Origin of the sequence: Caloramator sp. mosi_1 (genome assembly GCF_028622835.1) — a bacterium.
In the GTDB taxonomy this organism is placed as follows: domain Bacteria; phylum Bacillota; class Clostridia; order Clostridiales; family Caloramatoraceae; genus Thermobrachium.
The window spans coordinates 31,041-49,526 of sequence record NZ_CP117677.1; the positions used below are offsets into that span (position 1 = coordinate 31,041).

The 18,486-nt window shown below is 32.4% G+C and carries 25 protein-coding genes and 5 pseudogenes; 8 read left to right on the forward strand and 22 right to left on the reverse strand.

Annotated features, from left to right (window positions below; all coding sequences use genetic code 11):
* Positions 1-9: 9 nt before the first annotated feature.
* The 10 genes and pseudogenes from PL321_RS00210 to PL321_RS00255 all read right to left on the reverse strand — a co-directional run bounded on the left by PL321_RS00210 (position 10) and on the right by PL321_RS00255 (position 5,229).
* A complete protein-coding gene (locus PL321_RS00210) occupies positions 10-174 on the reverse strand; it encodes a hypothetical protein (protein WP_273963054.1) in 165 nt (54 codons plus the stop codon).
* A gap of 95 nt (positions 175-269) precedes the next feature.
* Entirely contained in the window at positions 270-584 is a 315-nt protein-coding gene (locus PL321_RS00215) for a TRM11 family SAM-dependent methyltransferase (protein ID WP_273963055.1), read from the reverse strand.
* An 86-nt stretch (positions 585-670) separates the two neighbouring features.
* Entirely contained in the window at positions 671-934 is a 264-nt protein-coding gene (locus PL321_RS00220) for a hypothetical protein (RefSeq protein WP_273963056.1), read from the reverse strand.
* A gap of 43 nt (positions 935-977) precedes the next feature.
* On the reverse strand, positions 978-1,487 hold the full coding sequence (locus tag PL321_RS00225) for a GNAT family N-acetyltransferase (protein WP_273963057.1): 510 nt from the start codon (positions 1,485-1,487) through the stop codon (positions 978-980).
* A 157-nt stretch (positions 1,488-1,644) separates the two neighbouring features.
* Complete coding sequence (locus PL321_RS00230) at positions 1,645-2,031, reverse strand: hypothetical protein (RefSeq protein WP_273963058.1); 387 nt, start codon at positions 2,029-2,031, stop codon at positions 1,645-1,647.
* Positions 1,980-2,858 carry a LysM peptidoglycan-binding domain-containing protein gene (locus PL321_RS00235; RefSeq protein WP_273963059.1) on the reverse strand — a complete coding sequence of 293 codons (879 nt, stop codon included), beginning with the start codon at positions 2,856-2,858 and terminating at the stop codon, positions 1,980-1,982. The genes PL321_RS00230 and PL321_RS00235 overlap by 52 nt, the downstream gene beginning before the upstream one ends.
* Positions 2,859-2,899: 41 nt before the next feature.
* Positions 2,900-3,055, reverse strand: coding sequence for a hypothetical protein (locus PL321_RS00240; protein WP_273963060.1), 156 nt, complete (start codon positions 3,053-3,055; stop codon positions 2,900-2,902).
* A gap of 357 nt (positions 3,056-3,412) precedes the next feature.
* Positions 3,413-4,111 (reverse strand): purine-nucleoside phosphorylase, encoded by a 699-nt coding sequence (gene deoD / locus PL321_RS00245; RefSeq protein WP_273963061.1) that lies wholly within the window; start codon positions 4,109-4,111, stop codon positions 3,413-3,415.
* Between the two features lie 168 nt (positions 4,112-4,279).
* Entirely contained in the window at positions 4,280-4,510 is a 231-nt protein-coding gene (locus PL321_RS00250; RefSeq protein WP_273963062.1) for a heavy-metal-associated domain-containing protein, read from the reverse strand.
* Positions 4,511-4,547: 37 nt separating this feature from the next.
* Positions 4,548-5,229: pseudogene (locus PL321_RS00255) on the reverse strand (metallophosphoesterase).
* A gap of 316 nt (positions 5,230-5,545) precedes the next feature.
* Between PL321_RS00255 and PL321_RS00260 the strand changes: the two are divergent.
* The 5 genes and pseudogenes from PL321_RS00260 to PL321_RS00280 all read left to right on the forward strand — a co-directional run bounded on the left by PL321_RS00260 (position 5,546) and on the right by PL321_RS00280 (position 8,463).
* Positions 5,546-5,770 (forward strand): hypothetical protein, encoded by a 225-nt coding sequence (locus PL321_RS00260; protein WP_273963063.1) that lies wholly within the window; start codon positions 5,546-5,548, stop codon positions 5,768-5,770.
* Between the two features lie 85 nt (positions 5,771-5,855).
* Positions 5,856-6,464 carry a flagellar hook-length control protein FliK gene (fliK, locus tag PL321_RS00265; RefSeq protein ID WP_273963064.1) on the forward strand — a complete coding sequence of 203 codons (609 nt, stop codon included), beginning with the start codon at positions 5,856-5,858 and terminating at the stop codon, positions 6,462-6,464.
* A complete protein-coding gene (locus PL321_RS00270; protein WP_273963065.1) occupies positions 6,461-6,727 on the forward strand; it encodes an EscU/YscU/HrcU family type III secretion system export apparatus switch protein in 267 nt (88 codons plus the stop codon). Before fliK ends, PL321_RS00270 begins: the two co-directional genes overlap by 4 nt.
* Positions 6,728-6,869: 142 nt before the next feature.
* A pseudogene (locus PL321_RS00275) lies at positions 6,870-7,504 on the forward strand (DUF2225 domain-containing protein).
* A gap of 140 nt (positions 7,505-7,644) precedes the next feature.
* Positions 7,645-8,463 (forward strand): annotated as a pseudogene (locus PL321_RS00280) (RMD1 family protein).
* A 46-nt stretch (positions 8,464-8,509) separates the two neighbouring features.
* Here the strand turns inward: PL321_RS00280 and PL321_RS00285 are convergent.
* Positions 8,510-8,788, reverse strand: coding sequence for a DUF4190 domain-containing protein (locus PL321_RS00285; RefSeq protein WP_273963067.1), 279 nt, complete (start codon positions 8,786-8,788; stop codon positions 8,510-8,512).
* A gap of 129 nt (positions 8,789-8,917) precedes the next feature.
* Positions 8,918-11,369, reverse strand: a pseudogene (locus PL321_RS00290) (FAD-dependent oxidoreductase).
* A gap of 179 nt (positions 11,370-11,548) precedes the next feature.
* Here PL321_RS00290 and PL321_RS00295 point away from each other — a divergent pair.
* The 3 genes from PL321_RS00295 (at position 11,549) to PL321_RS19290 (ending at position 12,826) form a co-directional block, all read left to right on the forward strand.
* A complete protein-coding gene (locus PL321_RS00295; protein ID WP_273963068.1) occupies positions 11,549-11,698 on the forward strand; it encodes a hypothetical protein in 150 nt (49 codons plus the stop codon).
* Between the two features lie 424 nt (positions 11,699-12,122).
* Positions 12,123-12,467, forward strand: a complete 345-nt coding sequence (locus tag PL321_RS19285; RefSeq protein WP_337960903.1) for an HAD family hydrolase — start codon at positions 12,123-12,125, stop codon at positions 12,465-12,467.
* A 23-nt stretch (positions 12,468-12,490) separates the two neighbouring features.
* Positions 12,491-12,826: an HAD family hydrolase gene (locus PL321_RS19290; RefSeq protein WP_337961013.1), complete on the forward strand. Its 336-nt coding sequence runs from the start codon at positions 12,491-12,493 to the stop codon at positions 12,824-12,826.
* A gap of 81 nt (positions 12,827-12,907) precedes the next feature.
* Here the strand turns inward: PL321_RS19290 and PL321_RS00310 are convergent.
* The 10 genes and pseudogenes from PL321_RS00310 to PL321_RS00355 all read right to left on the reverse strand — a co-directional run bounded on the left by PL321_RS00310 (position 12,908) and on the right by PL321_RS00355 (position 18,453).
* Positions 12,908-13,236 (reverse strand): annotated as a pseudogene (locus tag PL321_RS00310) (DUF1904 domain-containing protein).
* A 10-nt stretch (positions 13,237-13,246) separates the two neighbouring features.
* On the reverse strand, positions 13,247-14,401 hold the full coding sequence (locus PL321_RS00315; RefSeq protein WP_273963070.1) for a class I SAM-dependent methyltransferase: 1,155 nt from the start codon (positions 14,399-14,401) through the stop codon (positions 13,247-13,249).
* A gap of 63 nt (positions 14,402-14,464) precedes the next feature.
* Positions 14,465-14,815 carry a twitching motility protein PilT gene (locus PL321_RS00320; protein ID WP_273963071.1) on the reverse strand — a complete coding sequence of 117 codons (351 nt, stop codon included), beginning with the start codon at positions 14,813-14,815 and terminating at the stop codon, positions 14,465-14,467.
* A 247-nt stretch (positions 14,816-15,062) separates the two neighbouring features.
* Entirely contained in the window at positions 15,063-15,449 is a 387-nt protein-coding gene (locus PL321_RS00325; RefSeq protein ID WP_273963072.1) for a universal stress protein UspA, read from the reverse strand.
* Between the two features lie 93 nt (positions 15,450-15,542).
* A complete protein-coding gene (locus PL321_RS00330; protein ID WP_273964313.1) occupies positions 15,543-15,746 on the reverse strand; it encodes a L,D-transpeptidase in 204 nt (67 codons plus the stop codon).
* A gap of 26 nt (positions 15,747-15,772) precedes the next feature.
* Positions 15,773-15,928: a L,D-transpeptidase gene (locus PL321_RS00335; protein ID WP_273963073.1), complete on the reverse strand. Its 156-nt coding sequence runs from the start codon at positions 15,926-15,928 to the stop codon at positions 15,773-15,775.
* A 113-nt stretch (positions 15,929-16,041) separates the two neighbouring features.
* Positions 16,042-16,395: a hypothetical protein gene (locus PL321_RS00340; RefSeq protein WP_273963074.1), complete on the reverse strand. Its 354-nt coding sequence runs from the start codon at positions 16,393-16,395 to the stop codon at positions 16,042-16,044.
* 80 nt (positions 16,396-16,475) lie between these two features.
* Positions 16,476-16,706, reverse strand: a complete 231-nt coding sequence (locus PL321_RS00345; RefSeq protein ID WP_273963075.1) for a hypothetical protein — start codon at positions 16,704-16,706, stop codon at positions 16,476-16,478.
* A 557-nt stretch (positions 16,707-17,263) separates the two neighbouring features.
* On the reverse strand, positions 17,264-17,638 hold the full coding sequence (locus PL321_RS00350; protein ID WP_443110708.1) for a thiolase C-terminal domain-containing protein: 375 nt from the start codon (positions 17,636-17,638) through the stop codon (positions 17,264-17,266).
* Positions 17,639-17,640: 2 nt separating this feature from the next.
* Positions 17,641-18,453: a beta-ketoacyl synthase N-terminal-like domain-containing protein gene (locus PL321_RS00355; RefSeq protein WP_273963077.1), complete on the reverse strand. Its 813-nt coding sequence runs from the start codon at positions 18,451-18,453 to the stop codon at positions 17,641-17,643.
* Positions 18,454-18,486: the final 33 nt, after the last annotated feature.

Consider the following 18,486-nt stretch of genomic DNA (forward strand, 5'->3'; position numbering starts at 1 on the left):
CTGTCCCCCTTATTTCAACGTACATTTAAAAATAAACCTTTTAAAATGCTTTTTAGGTACTATTGCATAATCTACTGCTTTAAATCCTGCAATATCCAAATCCTTTCTAATATCACTTACAGCAGCAATCACAGCCTCTTTTGTTATTTTAGATGCCGCCTTTAATATTTGCATAATCTCTTCCTCGGAGGTTATTGATAAAATACCGTAGGGTAAATCAATTATAGCTAAGTCATATTCTTTATCTACCTCAGCTATGTCTTTATTCTCTACCTTAACATCGTATCCAAAAACTCAATATTTTTTATTGCATTTTCAACAACCTTGTCATTTATATCATAGCCCTCTATATCTACCCCAAGTGCCGAAGCCTCAAGAAGAACCGTTCCAACACCACAGCAGGGATCAACAACTTTTTTATCAAGACTATCCCCAAGTCCTATGTTTAACATACTTCTTGCAATTCTAACAGGAAGTGCATTACAATAATAAACGGGTTTATGTTCGTGCTTATGCCATTCTCCACTATTTTTTATGTATTTACCAAAAACCCAAGTTCCTTCAACTAAAGTTATTGCATACATAACCTTTGGATTATATACGTCAACTTCTCCTTCTATTTTCTCTCCAATTATTCCCTCAAGCCTATGTTTTTCATTAAACTCAACCCTTACCTTTTCATCAACATCAAAATACTTAACTTTATATTTTTCCTGCGAAATATTAAGTTCTTCAACCTTTTAACTAACTCTTCAAAACTATTAGAGCTTGCTAAAATATCAATCTTATACTTTATAAAAACACTTCTATCTATATCAAAGTTCTTTTCACTGAAAAAATATTTTTGGCTTAAGTTTTTATTGAAAATAGCCCTCATCTCTAACTTACAAATTTCCTCTTCATCTGATCTGTAATTAATAAAATACAAAAACATACTATCACCTCAAAATTTAAGGCTGCATAACGCAGCCTAATTATCAATGTTCTATATTATCCCATACATAGGCTATTTTTGCAACCTTTCTTCCTTCAATATCAACTACAACTTCCCTATATATTTTTCCTCCCATTTTCTCATAAAACCTTCTATTTTTATTATCCTTGTAGGTCCAAACAATTAAATTTTTAACATTTTCTTCAAGCAGTTTTTCTACTGCTGCATTAAAAAGCATCTTTCCTATCCCTTGACGCTGATAGTCACTATACACATAGATTGACTTAATAACACCCTGATAATTATCTAAACCTTCTGTTGAGAATACAATAAACCCAACTAATTCTCCATCTTCATTCTCTGCAACATACATATATTCTTTTGTTTCAGGGTCTTCAAACAATCTGTCAAGCCAAGTATCCTCAAGTTCATCATAGGTCCTATGTTCTAAAACTTCACTTGGTATTATTCCCTCATAAGTATCCTTCCAGACATCTATGTGTATCTTGGCGACAGACGGGACATCACTTGGAATAGCTTCTCTAACCAACATTACAACTCCTCCAAAATATAATCTTATTATATTTATATAAAATCTACGAATTTATTTTACATTTTTATTCAATAAAAGTAAAGAAAACTTAGAGGGAATAATGCTGTATATTTATTATTTTTAGGCTAAATATGGTCATTATTTTTATTTATTTAAATTATAATCCTGCTGCTGTGTTTATATTCCTATAATGTGCTTCAACATATTGATTGGATGTATCTTGGCTGTGAGGAATGCTATTTTTCAAATATAAGTCAAAATGACCTGTTACTCCATTATTAGTAATTGTTTGAGCACTGTGGGGCATACCTGATAGTGAAGCTGCAATATTCATACCATCTTTAAATACTACAACTGCTCTTGGATTCCACTGCCAAGTACCAAATAAACTTCTCATTGTTTCTGTATCCTGTGCAGTTAGTGGCTCTACATCACTATGGTTGTATCCTCCCATCATCTTTACCTTAAACTGTTTACCCGTTTGAACATCTACTATCGTAAATACGTCTCCCCTTTTAATATATACTGTCCTTCTAAAAACCAATCCACAATCTTTCCCCTTGTTGAAGGCGAAGTCGCTTCACCAGGTGTAACAGTATATACTCTTGGTGCATATCCTGATATGGCTATTTTATCTCCAGCATCCAGCCAATCATCAGGCGACATATAGTTATATCTTAATATATTGTCAACTGTTGTATTAAACTTTTTAGCAACAGAATAAACAGTATCACCAGGCTGTACAATATATGTAACAGCAGGCCAGTCATATACAGGTGTTGGAATTACTGTTGGCGGTTTTACTTCCTCTACGTTTCTGTCAGGAATAAAAAGCCTTTGGCCAACGTTTATTATATCTGATGTTAAATTGTTTAGTCTCTTTATTTCATCTACTGTAGCTTTAAAGCTCTGGGATATCTTCCAAAGTGTATCCCCTGAATTTACCGTATAATAGCTGCCATAAACTACATTTTCTTTTACCCTCAAGGTCTGACCTGGATATATTGTATCAGTGGTCATATTATTTAATGTTTTAAGCTGAGATACTGATATACCAAAGGTTTGAGCTATTTTCCAAAGGCTGTCTCCCGCCTTTACAGTATAGGTATCGTAATAAGTTAATGATTCCTTTATCTCTTCCCTTAATCTTAATGTTTGACCAACATATATAGTGTCGCTCTTTAAATTATTTAAACTTCTTATTTTATCTATAGATACACCAAAAGTTGTTGATATTTTCCATAGAGTGTCTCCTGATTTTACTGTATAAAACTCAGGAATTTGTTGTTGTGAGGTAATAGATGCCTTAGCCCTTGTTCCTAATGCATCAATTCCAAGAGGTACAGTTGCAAGAAGCATAGTACCAAGCATTATTTTAGCAGATGATATTTTTATATTTGGAAATTTATCGTCTATAATTTTTGAACATATTCCTTTAAATCCTGTGAATTTTTCTTTATAATTTCTCCAAGTTCACTTGAGAGCTCAACTGAATTTGTGTTTACATAAAGTATAAGTACATAATCATCTCTATGTCTTTCCAAATTATATCCACGGAAAATTGACATAATAACACCTCCCTCCATTTATTTTTTCCAAATACAATTAGATATATTTATTGAAAAACATTTTTTATACAGCTTATTTATAAAGATAAAAGCACTTGAAAGGATTAAGATTGGCTTATATTAACTTTAGCAACAGCATTTTTAACTTTGAAAAAGTCTATAATTAGACACACGATGAGCCGAGCGGCCCTCAAGGATTATTGCATTGAAAGGGTAGGACTTTTTAAACAAAGAAAAGCTTAGACTTGCTTAAGCCGTAGAAGGAATGCCAAAGAAATCCTTCAAGGGGCCAAGCATATTATAGCTTTTTCAACAGCCTCAATAAAAAAATCCGCCATAGGCGGATTTGGCGGATTTTTATACAATATTTAATGCTATTTCCATCATCTTTGTAAATGTAGTTTGTCTTTCTTGTGCTGTTGTTTCTTCACCTGTAATTACGTGGTCAGAAACTGTTAATATAGTTAATGCATTAACTCCATATTTTGCAGCAAGGGTATATAATGCAGTTGTTTCCATTTCAACTGCTAAAACACCATACTTTGACCAAATCTTATAGAATTCTCTATCATCGTGGTAGAAGGAATCTTCTGTTAATATATTTCCTACCTTAACATCTATACCATTATTTTTAGCATATTCATAAGCCTTGTATAGTAGTTCAAAGCTTGCTGCTGGAGCATAATCTAATCCATTAAAGTTAATTCTATTTATATTTGAAGTTGTACAGGATGTCATCGCTAAGATAACGTCTCTAACCTTAATATTTTCATTTATTGCACCACAAGTTCCTATTCTTATTAGATTCTTTACTCCATATGAGTTAATTAATTCGTTTACATATATTGATATTGAAGGAACTCCCATACCTGTTCCTTGTACTGAAACTCTTTTGCCTTTATAATATCCAGTAAAGCCATACATACCTCTTACTTCATTATAGCATTCAACATTTTCTAAGAAGTTTTCTGCTATAAATTTTGCTCTTAGAGGATCCCCTGGGAGTAGAACTGTTTCTGCTATTTGACCTTCCCTTGCACCAATATGTACGCTCATATTATTCCTCCTATCTTTATAAATAGTTTTAGTTTAATTGTCAAAATATTTAGTAAAATTTGTTTGAGAGAGTCTATTTTTAATATTATCACAAGTCCCCTATTAACTCAATAGTTTTTTCTAATAATTCAAAATTTACTGGTAAAAAATAGTTATAAACCACGTCACCTATAAGCGACGTGGTAAATAATTAATCATCAATTTTAAATCCTTTTTCTCAACTGTATATTTTATTTTATCCTTTACAACTTGATTTTCATCATAGTAAACATTAACTGTTCCCTCTTGGTAGTCAACATCTACATCTTGTATTCCTCTAATTCCTGTAATTATACTTGCAATCTCTTTAGCAGAGGTCTCATTGTGCATAGATGGTATCTTAAAAGAATACTCCTTCATTATACGCACCTCCTATTATTATTTTCCCCAAAAAGAGCTATAAAATCCTCACAGGATTAAAATCTATTATATCGCAGGAAGTGCATATATACTCTATTCCGTCTACAACCCCATTTTCACAAATATACCTTGCATCATAGTGTATGTGACCATATACAACCTTTTCAACACGATATTCCCTTAATACATCTACAAACTCTTGATTTACAGCAATTTTTGTAAAGGGTGGATAATGCATCATAACTATAAATTTTTCATATCCAGCACTTCGTGCACTATCAAGGGACATCCTAAGTCTAAGAAGTTCTCTTTATGCACCTTAATATCGTGCTCATCGTCTGTATTCTCTAAGTTTATCCAGCCTCTTGTTCCACATATCCCATAGTCATTATAGGCATAATGAGTGTTTTGTATAAAATACATATCATCAAATAAAGAGTTTATTTTGGTTATTGAACTCCACCAATAGTCGTGATTGCCTTTTATAAATACCTTTTTACCGTTTAAACTATGTATAAACTCAAGGTCTTTATAGGCCTCCTCAAGTTTCATTGCCCAAGATATATCTCCTGCAATTAAAACAACGTCATCTTCTTTTATTTTTGCTGCCAATTTTCCTTTATTTTTAAATGATGATCTCTCCAGAGCTCTCCAAATACATCCATAGGTTTATCAGTAGATAAGGATAAATGTAAATCTGATATCGCATATAGTGCCAAATTATCACTTCCCAATTTATTTTTTATATTTATATTTAATTTTATGAAATTATTCCGATAACTTAGTAGGTGATTTTTATGAAGATAGAAGCTTTAGAAAAAATTTTAAACAGCTACTCAAATAATAACAAAAACTATATGAAGGTTCAACAATTAATGCAAAAATAATTGCACTTGAAGAAAACAAGGGTGCAATAAAACTTTATGATGGTACTGTTATTCCTGCCATATTTGTTTCTGAAGATATTGAAAGGGGAATAAATTTTTAAAGTTTAAAATTGAAAAAATAGAAGATAACCAAGTAATTTTAAGGTTAATGGAAGACCCTAAAGAAAAGTCCTCATATTCTAATTTAAAGGCAATTTCTGATAATTTATCAATCCCCTTCAATAAGGCTGAAGAAATAGTAAATTCTCTGATTAAATTCAACCTACCTGCCACAGATGAAAATGTACTAATGCTATTTAATTCTTTAAAGTCCTTAGAAGCACTTAAAACATTAAAGGATGAAGATATAAAAACATATTTAAAAACCTTTTAAACTTTGAAATATCAGAAGAAGACCTCTCCTATGTAAAAATCAACTTGAGCATCTTGAGGACATAGATATAGATTTTTTAACTTTTTTGCTCCAAAACAAAATTGATATTTCTATTAAAAATCTTGTTAATACAAAACAGTTTATAAATGAAAATGTTTTTATTAATTTTATAATACAGAAATTTACTAAAAATAATACGCTAAATAAAATATATACCTTAGAAAGCATAACAAAGGAAATTATAAAAAATCCTGAAATTTTTAAAAGCAATGATGATTTTATCGAAAAATTTGATATAATTAAATCGTTAAATAAAAATTACAATTTTTATTTCTTCAACACAAGTGTAAACAACCATATATATAAAAATAGTATCATAATTAAAAATAAATATAAATCAAAAAAGGTAATAGACATAAACGACGTTAAGTTCTATATAAAAGTTGATACTGAAAACATAGGAACAGTAGAAAACTATATACACAAGTACAACGATAACATTATTATAAACATAAAATGTGATAAAAATTATATAGATTATATTAAATCAAACTTAAAAATTTTAAAAGAATCACTTAATGACATAGGACTTAACCTGATAAATGCATCGGTTGAAGAAATAAAACCCCCTCATAAAGAAATAATTAACTTCTTTAACGATTTTATAATAAATGAACTGGATGTGAAGGTATGAAAAGGAAAAAGGCAGTTGCACTTAAATACAAAAAAGATTATAAGGCACCTGTTGTAACGGCCGTTGGATTTGGTGAGATTGCAGAACGAATTTTAAACAAGGCAAAGGAAAACGACATACCAATTATAGAGGATGCTGTGTTGGTTGATAAGTTGAGCAGAATTGAACCTTCTACACCTATACCGGAAGAACTTTATGAGGCAGTTGCAAGAATCATAGCATTTATATACAGCTTAGACGAAAAACATAAAATGAAGGAGTGATTAATGTGTCAGATATCTTCTCAGGTCTTGAAGGATTAGGATTTAAAAACGTAAAACTCAATATTTTTGAAAAGGAAGAGGAAAATAAAAAGATGTTGAAGTAAAAAATAAAACTGTTGATTCATTTTTATATGAGAAAACAATGCTCTGCCCTGTATGTAATACTGAATTTAAATCAAAGGCATTAAAGAATGGTAAAACAAGGCGTGTCGGTAGTGACACTGACCTAATGCCAATTTATCAAGGTCCTAATCCACTCTTTTATGATGTTCATATATGTCCAAGTTGTGGATACAGTGCTCTAAATCAATTTTTGAAAAATTAAAGCAGGACCAGGCCCTTTTAATTAAAGCTACCATAACTCCAAAGTTCAGACCTAAAAACTATCCTGAAGTATATGATGAAAATATTGCTATAGAAAGATATAAACTTGCTCTTTTAAATGCAGTTGTGAAAAAGGCTAAAGCCAGCGAAAAGGCCTTTATATGTTTAAAACTTGCTTGGATGTACAGGCTATTACAAAATAGTAGTGAAGAAAGGAAGTTTTTAGAACAGGCCTATATAGGTTTTAAAGAGGCCTTTGAGAAGGAGCCTTTCCCAATTTGTGGTATGGATAACTATACTCTGTCATATTTAATTGGAGAATTGGCAAGAAGGCTTGAAAATAATGAAGAAGCACTACTCTGGTTTAGTAAAGTTATTGTAACTCCTGGAGTTAATCCAAGATTAAAGGAAATGGCAAGGGATCAGAAGGATTTAATAAAGGAAAATAAATAAAGTATATTTATTCCATATTTGCACATAAAATCTGAATAAATGGTAATAATATTAATTAATAAGGCAGAAGTATAAATTCCCGCTAATACTTTTACTTATAATATGAACCAAAACTCACAAATAAAATAGGGGTTAATACTATGAGTTACGAGTTTAAAGCAAGTTTTATAAGCAATGAAATAAACCTATATAAAATTGCCAGTCATTTTGGAATAAATAAAAAGTTTAAATGGGAGGAACCCTTAATATTAGATGATAGAAATCTAAAGGGTATTATTCCACATCCTAACAACAAATATGTTTATATATTTCACTTTGGAAGTATTGTATCGGCAAACCTTGCCTTCCACGAACTTAAGGATGTAATTGAATATTTAAAACGCATCGATACTACTCTAAAAAACAATACTCCCTTTAACTATATAGAAGACTTTAAACTTATACTCGATAACAGAATAAAAGAAATTGAACTTAACTATGACTCTGTAAAGGTAAACTATTTTAAACCCTACTATATGGAAATTATCGCAACTGTCCTTGCTAAATCTGTTGCACTCAAAAAATAGAGGTAGACATAGACTATCTACTTGATGAAATTGAGAAACATAATAGAATACTTAAATTACGGTAAGCTGCACTTAAGTGATAATCAACTTGCCAAGATGTCTTCAAAGGTACTTCGTTTTAAATACAACACTATATCCTATATAATGCTTTTAGACAAACCAGATATTGCTTGGAAACTTGAAGATGCAGAAGCGTTTTTTATAAACCTTTCAGAGCTCTTTGAACTTAAGGATAGATACGAAAAAATAAGACATAAAACAGAAGTTTTGCTTGATATAACTGAAGTATTTACAAGTCTAACCCACGCTAAAAGAGGCACAAAGCTTGAATGGATGGTTATTATATTATTTATAGTTGAAATTGTAATGTCTATATTAGAAAAAATATTTTAAAATGTCACCAAAAGAATATCTCCTGGTGACATTTTTATTTCAATAATCAAAGCGAAGACATAGTACCTATTAAAGCACCACAGGCAACCATTCCCAAAACTATTAATGCTAATGCAACTATGTTCATAATTACTCCTGCACTTGCCATACCCATTCCACCAAGTTCCTGTGGGTTAGCTTTAATTCTGTTCTTAGCATTAATTCCAAGAATTAGTCCAACAATAGCTGTTGCAATCCCTAACCAGCCTATAAAAGGTATAAATAACATAACAAGTGATATTATGCCAAGAACCATAGATGCAACTGCAAATCCATCATTTTTCATACTAAAATCCCCTTTAAAAATACGATATATTTTATATGTATTCTATACAATTAATTAATATCCTTATCTTTTTAATAAAAATTTTTCAATACAAAAAAATCCCTGAAACGTATGTTTCAGGAATTTTAATTATATAAATAGATTTACATTTGACTGTTCTGCTTCACCAAGGTATGCTGCAACTCCGCCTATTTCAACACCATCTATTAGCTCTTCCTTCTTAATTCCCATAACATCCATTGACATTGAGCAAGCAACAAGCTTTACACCATTTGCCTTTGCTTGTTCAATTAGTTCCTCAAGGGATGATATGTTCTTCTTCTTCATTATTCCACGAATCATCTTTGCACCAATTCCACCCATATTCATCTTAGATAGTGCAAGCTTTTGCTTCCTCTTGGCATCATCTTTGCAAACATCTTTTCAATAAAGGTCTTATTAACCTTAACTGCTGTTTCTTTTCTTAAGATGTTTAGTCCCCAGAAGGTAAAGAACATAGTAACAGGTCTTCCCATTGCTGCTGCACCATTTGCTATTATAAAGGATGCAATAGCCTTATCAAGGTCTCCACTGAATACTACCATTGTCTTACCCTGTGGAAGTTCAACATTTACTGGCTGTGCCTTACCTTCTTCCTTTTTCCCCTTCATAACATAGGCAACATAATCACAGCAAGTCTTTTCAACTCCAATTAAAGTGTTTCCTGTTCTTTCACACCAAGCCTTTATATCTGTTGTAAATCCTGAATCTGTTACGTGTATTTCAAGAACGTCACCTTCATTGATTCTTTCTATTTCCTTTTTACCCTCATTATTGGCCCTGGACATTGAAGCCCACAGGCATCAACCTTTATTGTATTGCCAGTTGGTTTTACTTCCTTCTTTTCCTCCATTGGTTCAAATCTTGTCATTTCATCATTTAATTTTAATCCTTCACCGTATTTCATATTATAGGCAAGAACTAAGTCATATCCACCACTTAGGTTATATACATCATATCCCTTTTGAGTCAGTATTCTGTATGCAACATATCCTCTAAGTCCAATCTTACAATATACAATTATCTTTTTATCCTTTGGAATTTCATTTATTCTCTTTCTTAATTCATCAACTGGAATATTAACTGCACCTTCTAAATGTCCACCTTCAAACTCAACATCTGTTCTAACGTCAACTATAAAGTATTCATCTTTATTTATATTCTTAAGCTCATCAGCGTGTATAATCTTCATATCTCCCTTTAATATGTTTGCTGCTGTAAATCCTGCCATATTTACAGGGTCCTTTGCTGATGAATATGGTGGTGCATAGGCAAGTTCAAGTTCTTCTAAATCGTATACTGTCATTCCAGCTCTTATTGCAGTTGCAATTACATCTATTCTCTTATCAACACCATCTCTACCTACAATTTGTGCTCCAAGTATCTTACCATCCTCTGGAGAGAATAGTATCTTTATTGTCATAACGAAGGCTCCTGGATAATATCCAGCGTGGGAACCTGAGTGGGTATATGATTTAACATAAGGAATACCTTGTCTTTTTAATACTTTTTCATTATTTCCTGTTGAGGCTGCTGTTAAATCAAACACCTTTATTATTGATGTTCCCTGTGTTCCCTTATATACGCTTTCTCTACCGCATATATTATCTGCTGCTATTCTTCCTTGCTTGTTTGCTGGACCTGCAAGTGGAATCAATGTATTTACCCCATTTATGAAGTCTTCAACTTCTATTGCGTCTCCAACAGCATATATATATGGGTCTGAAGTTCTCATATGTGCATCAACTTTAATTCCGCCACGTTCACCTATCTCAAGACCTGCTTCCTTTGCAAGCTTAGTCTCAGGTCTTACCCCTATTGCCATTACAACCATATCAGCATTTAGCTTTTTACCACTCTTTAAAGTAAGTTCTAAGTCATTTTTCTTCTCAAACTTTTCAACAGCATCTCCAACAATTAATTTTACGCCGTTGTCTATCATATGCTTTTCTATCATCTTTGCCATTTCAAAGTCAAGTGGTCCCATAACTTGGTCAGCTGCTTCAACTAAAGTTACATCAACGCCGATGTGCTTTAGATTTTCTGCCATTTCTATACCAACATATCCGCCACCAATTACAACAGCCTTATTTGGCTTATTCTTTGTAACGTGTTCCTTTATTCTATCTACATCTTCCATATTTCTTAAAGTATAAATTCCATCTAAGTTTACACCTTCAATTGGTGGTACAAATGGTGCTGCCCCTGGTGAAAGTATTAGGTAATCGTATTTTTCTCTATAAGTCTTACCATTTGATACAACTTCAACTTCCTTAGTATCTCTAAATATCTTTGTAACTTCACTGTGGGTTCTTACATCGATATTAAATCTTTGTTCCATCCCCTCTTCTGTTTGAACAAGAAGGTTTTGTCTTTCCTTTATAGTTTCACCAATATAGTAAGGAAGACCACAGTTAGCAAAGGATATATATCCTCCTCTTTCAAACATTATTATCTCTATATTTTCGTCAAGTCTTCTAAGTCTTGCTGCAGCACTTGCTCCTCCTGCAACTCCTCCAACTATAAGAACTCTCTTTGACATAATATTCACTCCTTAACTTTGTTATAAAGTTGACTAAATTAATCATTATATTGCAATACTGTAATTTTATAATATAATAATTTTCGTCAAATGTCAATATACCCTATAAGGGTAACAAAAATTTTATATTTATATTATTTGCAACTTTTGAAAAAATAATTATAAGGAGGTGTTTTAGGATGACCAAAATTGCCGTTGACAGCAACCTCAAAAATATAAAGGATGCTCTTTACAAAAACGGTATTAACTTCACAGTTATACCAAATAAAAATGCAGGTCAAATAAAACCCTCTGACTTTGATATTCTGATTTTGTCTGAAGATAATTAGAACTTAATAAGAAGGTGCCGTTAAGTAATTTGCTTTAACGGCACCTTCTTATTAGTGAGGCTGTTGAAAAAACTATAATATGCTTAACCTCTTGAAGGATTTCCTTAGCATTCCTTCTGCGGCTTAAGCAAGTCTAAGCTTAAGAAATAGGGAAACAAACTTCCTTTCAAGGGACAATTTCATAAGCAGAACATTTTATATTTCTAAATAATTAAATTTTTATTATAATAAATAAGAAGTCTTCTTTTGATTAATAAAGGTGCAGAAATTAATGTTATAAAAAGTAATCAAGCAGCTACTCTACATTTTCAGTTTTGAAAATTAGTTGCTTGGTTTAAGGAAGGGAGTGACAGATATACCGTTAGCTCACGGTATGGCACTGTAGAGGTGTGCCATTATGTACACTGCGTAAGGTTTTTAGTGTATGAGTAAAACCTATGTATTTTATAGGTTTTACAGAGCACACTTTATGCTAAAGGACATAAAGGCAGTAATTTTTGATATGGATGGAACTATAATAGACTCTATGTGGGTTTGGAGGGAAGTTGATGTAGAATTTTTAAAGCGAAGAAACATTGAACTTCCAGAAGACCTTCAAAGAGCAATAGAAGGTCTAAGCTTTACCGAAACTGCCGTATACTTTAAAGAAAGATTCAATTTAGAAGAAAGTATTGAAGAAATAATGCAGGAATGGCTGGAGATGGTTGACCACTACTACAGAAATGTAATACAGGCTAAAAGGGAGTACATAAGTTTCTTACTTATCTAAAGGAAAACGGATATTTGATTGGAATGGCAACCAGCAACAACCGCCAGCTTGTGGAGGCTGTTTTATCAAGAAACGATATACTTCACTACTTTGATGAGATAGTTACAACCTGTGAAGTACCAAGGGATAAATCCTTCCCTGATGTATTTTTAGAAACAGCAAAGAGGCTGAAGGTTGAGCCTCAGGAATGCATTGTTTTTGAGGATACTGTTCCTGCTGTTCGAGGTGCCCGTGCTGCAGGTATGAAGGTTGTAGGTGTATATGATGAAAATGGAACCTGTACACCAGATGAGCTTAAGGAAATAACAGACCACTTAATAGAGGACTTTGAGAATATTTTAGAAAAATTAAATAAATAATCTCCTTAAGTATAAATAAAATTTAGTTAAAAACCCCAATAGGATTAACTTACAGCCATCCTTATTGGGGGTAAACTAATTTTAAAAATGTTCTCCGTTTTCGTAGTATCTCTTTTCTTTATACTTAACAAAAACAACATCCACAGTTTCTGCACCTGTTGCTTCCTTTATCTTTTCTGTTATCTTTTTGCTACTTTATCTTGTATTTCGCTTCCTCTGTCAAACCAAGCCACCTCTATAAATGGGTACATCTTTACTTCTTCTCCGTCAAATATAAAATCGGAGTTTACAACCTCTAATACAAAATAGTCTCTTGGACATCCTATAATCTCCTGAAGATTATCAACTAATTCCCTGCTTATTGTTTTAACTGTTTCCTTTTCTACTCCCTTAAATCTTAAATGTGGCATAGAATCCCTCCTAAATATGTATGTATCTTTCAAGGTATGGAGTTATATTGAATTTTTCTTTAAGTGCCTTATATTCATTTATTGCCCTATTATTTTTATCTGAAACCTTTACTGCTCTTATTAATAAATTCTTTGGTGTTTCAAGAGGAGAAATATACTCTACAACTGAAACCTTGTATCCCTGTGTTTCAAGTAAAAGTGCCCTTATGCCGTCTGTCAGCATATCTGAAAATCTTGCTCTAAACACACCGTGCTTAATTATTGGATTAAACTCATCAAATCTGTACTGCTCAAGCAACTCTCTATGACAGCAGGGAACACACATTATAGCCCTTGCATTTACATTTATTGCTGTACCAAGGGCCATATCTGTTGCAATGTCGCAGGCGTGGAGGCTAATTACTATATCTATCCTTCTATCTGGAATATACTCATTTAAATCCATACATAAAAACTGCATATTCTTATAGTTTAATCTCTTTGCTATTTCCTTTGAGGCATTTATAACATTTTCTGACCTATCTATTCCTATAAAGTAGCAGTTTTTCTTTTTAACTTCCTTTATATAATAATTTAATACAAAGGTTAGGTAGGACTTACCACAAGCACAGTCTAAAACGTTTATAGTATCCACATCACCAAGCTCTTTTATCATAGAATCTATAAGTTCTACAAAGTGGTCTATTTGATTATATTTTCTGATCATATCATTCTTTACTTTTCCGTCTTTTGTAAGTATTCCTATCTCCTTTAAAAGCTCATCCGCCTCTCCAACCCTTATTAGATAATTTCTATTTAAAAGAGTAGATTTTGTAAATGCGTGCTCATCTGCCCTGTCCTCTTTAGTATCCACCTGTTTCGTTTTTACATTTTTATTGTCTGCATTTAATATAAACCTCTTGCCTCTTTCGTTTATAACAAACTCAAGTTCATCGTATTTTTGTGATTGTTCTGCTATGTAATTTGGTATGTCGTCTATTGTAAGCTTTTCATCTCTGCCGTTAAAATTAACCTTTTCCTCCTCTATATCTATTATCCCTATGTAGTCCTTTGTACCTGACTTAAATTTAAAGGTAACTTCTTTTATAAAATCCTTGTTGTCCTTTAGTCTTGATGTCATTCCCCAAAGCATAAATTTAATTTTATCGCATATTCCTTTGTTCATCCTTCTTCCTCCCTTTTGTTTTGCATCCTAATTATAGCAAAAAATAAAGGGAGAAAACTCCCCTTATACAGCCATATACTCAACCTTTAGGCCCTCCTGTGATACATTTTCACATTTTGCCCCAATAACAAACTTTACTGCATTATTTTCTGCAAACTTTTTGGCATCAGTAAAGAAGCGTACAATATCATCATTTGATATTATCGCGTTAAGATTGTCTATAAATATTGTTTCTATATCGTAATCTTCGGAAATCATACCATAGAGGAAGCCTATAAAGCTTTCATAAGAGGAAATGGGGAACTCTGAGATATTAACAAGGCGGATTTTTGAACTTAATTGATACATACCTTCAGAAGAGTTACTAACATAAACAATATGACCCTTTGCATCCTGAACAAGTTCATTAGCCATTGAGATTAATTTTTGGTCTTTCCGGCTCCTTTGTCACCGGTTAATACTTGAACCATTTTAATCACCCCATTTTTTTATTTACCCTTTAATATAAGGATACTATATTCTGAAAATTTTTGCAATTGAAATAAGTCTTTTTTAGCCTATTTTTATTCTTATCCAATATACATTTTTATACTATCAAACTTTTTTAAAGTAGAAAAAATAAGTTCCACTTTTATTAGTGGAACTTATTTTTTAATTATATTTACGATACTAAATAAAAGTCTACATCCTCCATACTTTTTCTAAGGCTGTCAACTACGCTGTCCTCTTCACATCCCTTTGGCGGCTCACCTAATACTATATGTCCAACACCATTTTCCACTGCAAATTTAGTTATTGCACCACAAACATCATTGGACCTTAAAACAGTCATATCAGCTCCAACAGATTTTGATATTCCATATAGATATTCTATTGCATCCGCCTGCTTGCTGTTGCCTAAGAAGTTTTCGTCCTCTCTTGCAACGTGTACTACGTGTAGCTCTCCATCTATTTTATCCCTTAATTCTTTTCCCTTCTTAATTAATCTTTCACAGGTTCTTTGTTGTGTAACACATACCATTATATTTTTATCTTTTTTCACATCCATTCCCCTTTCTGGGTATATTATTTCTACTAATATTATACAATATTTTTACTCACCACATCACTATTTTACCAAAGTTTAAAAATTTATTCAAAATTAATCTGTAATTATTACCTTAGTTCCAACTGGCACTAAAGGAAATAACCTTTCTATATCTTTATTATACATTCTAATACACCCATTTGTAACTGCATAACCTATTGAAGATGGATTATTTGTTCCGTGTATACCGTATCCCTTATAAAATCGCATCCACCTTGTACCAAATGCTCCTCCTGGATTTAAAACCTTATCAAGTATTTTAAACTGTCCCTTTGGTGTTGGTGTTAGCTTTTACCTATTGCAATTTTAAAGGAAAAAAACACCTTCTCATTTACAATTAGATAAAGTCTTCTCTGTTTTAATCTAATTAAAATATATTTATTCTGTGATACTTTTGCTATTCTCTTTTTATTGGATTTAAAAACATACCCATCCCCCAAAAAGTGCCACCCAGGTGAAATGTTACTTGAGCCATATTTTTCCTATTCTATTATATTATTTATCCATGTTCTTTTGTTACATATAAAATGTTTTCTAAAAAAGGACTCCTACTCTAATAGAAGTCCTTAAAATATCCCTTTGCATTTTCCTTTACAGCCCTAATGGTACAATTCAGATTTGTACAAACCTTGCAGGAATGACGCCTTTTAATCTTTTCAAGTTTTTCATCCACACCGTGTACATAAGTTAGAGATTTTGGTGGATGTACAGCATAGCCCTTTACTGTGTAAATGCTATGCGTTTTCCCTATATTTAGCCTATCGATTATATCTGACTGATATTCGATAGGTATTTCCCCGTCACCTGGTGCAACTCTGCAGGTTATTCCATAACCTAAATTATAAAAATAATTGAAAATATATTCATACATTTGGCTGTTGTACTCAAACAAAAGTGTACTTGCCATAACATCAAGTATTACAGCATCTACAAATTTATTTTCACTAAATAATTCATCTATCTTGTCGGTTATCTTTGCACCTAAGGTTATAAAACAGGGGGATATTTTACTGCATTCCTTAAAGGATTCAAAATCATACTCTTTTGGTTTCTCAAGTAGCTTAAAAATCCGACTGCTTCTGTACTATTATAGAGCATATCTACCAGACTGTCATAAATTTTTCCCCTGTCTTCGCCGCAAGATGGAAGATAGGTTTCTACAACCTCAAGAATGTGTTCTTTATCTAAATTCATTTCAAAATTTCTCAATATCTCCATTAAATCACCCCTTATTTTATTTATTATATTCAAAATACAAAATAAAAATCCTCTTGAATAATAGAGGATTTAGTACTCTTTATTTATTTTGAGATTCTGAATTTAAATTGTTATTGTTAATGCCCCTTAATGAAGGTAGAAGATATAAAAAATATTAAAACTAACATAACGGATAAAATAGTAACTATCTTTTCCATATTTCCAATCTTAAACAAAAACTTTCCACCGTACTTCTTCTTAAAGTTAATAATTCCTCTTAAAAGGAAAAATCTATACAAGCCCATCAATAGATAATAAAAAGTACTAAGGACATTAACTTTTCATCTATCATCAAAATCCTCCCTTCAATTCGTCTTAAAAATCCCTAAGTCATATTATTCTACATAAAATTACAATATCCTTCTATACTAATAAATTTTTAACAAAGTGTAAGAGAAAGGAGAAATATAAGTATATCAAACAAACGTATATGATAACTAAATAATAAACACCTACTTTGAATCCTCAAAGCAGGTGTTGTAAATTTTGGTAATTTCACATTTCACCTGGGTGGCACGTTACTTTATTCTTACAAGAACTGATGCAATGTTTGTTGCTCCACTTCCACCAATGTTTAGAGTTAATCCTGCCTTTGCACTTTCAACCTGAAGACCAATTGCTTCACCTAAAAGCTGTTTTGCTACTAAAACGTGCATTGAAACACCTGTTGCACCAACTGGGTGTCCCTTAGCCTTTAATCCTCCTGATGGGTTAACAGGCAGTCTTCCTCCAACATATACATCCCCGTTTTTAATAGCTTCAAAGCCTCTTCCTTCCTCTGTAAGTCCCATTGCTTCATAGATTAATAATTCTGTTATTGTAAAGCAATCGTGAACCTCTGCTACATTTATATCGTTTATTGTCATATTAGCATCCCTTAAGGCCCTTTGAATTGCTACCTTTGCAGCTTCAAGCTTGTAATTTGGTCTTTTCCCTCAACTATTGATAGATAGTCTGATGTATGTGAAAGGGATCTTATTTCAACTACCTTATCCTTCATAGAAAGAGCCCTTTCTGTAGTTGTCAAAACAACTGCAGCTGCACCATCTGATACAAGTGAACAGTCTGAAAGCTTAAGTGGGTCAGCTATTAGTGGATTCTTATCCTGTATTGTTCTTACATATTCCCTTTCATATTCAACGTGCATCTGAGCAAGTGGGTTTGCCATTGCATTTTTGTGTGCCTTAACTGTAATATAGGATAGCATATCCCAAAGCTCTTCCTTTGAGTAGCCATACTTTGCCATATATCCCTTTGCATATTCTGCATAAAGTCCTGGAAAGGAGTACCCCTTTCCGCCTTCTTCTGGATAGTAGGATGCCATAGCTAAAACTTCTGTAACTCCTGCGGTCTTAAGGGAAGTCATCTTTTCAACACCAATTACAAGTGCATTTTTTATCTTTCCTGACTCTATTGCAAACATTGCTTGTTCTATAGCTGTTGAACCTGATGCACAGGCATTTTCGACTCTTGTACAGGGCTTAAATCTTAAATCTGGATGAATTTCAACTACAAATGGAGCTATATGTTCCTGTTTATTAAATCCGCCTCCACTATAATTTCCAACAAATACTGCATCAATATCCTTAGGCTCAAGTCCTGAATCTTCAATTGCCCTTCTTCCTGCCTCTACAAGAAGGCTGTAAATTGTTTCATTTTCTAACTTTCCTACCTTTGAATGATAAAAACCAATCATTGATACTGCCATAATATACACCCCTTTGTTTAGAATTTGTCAATT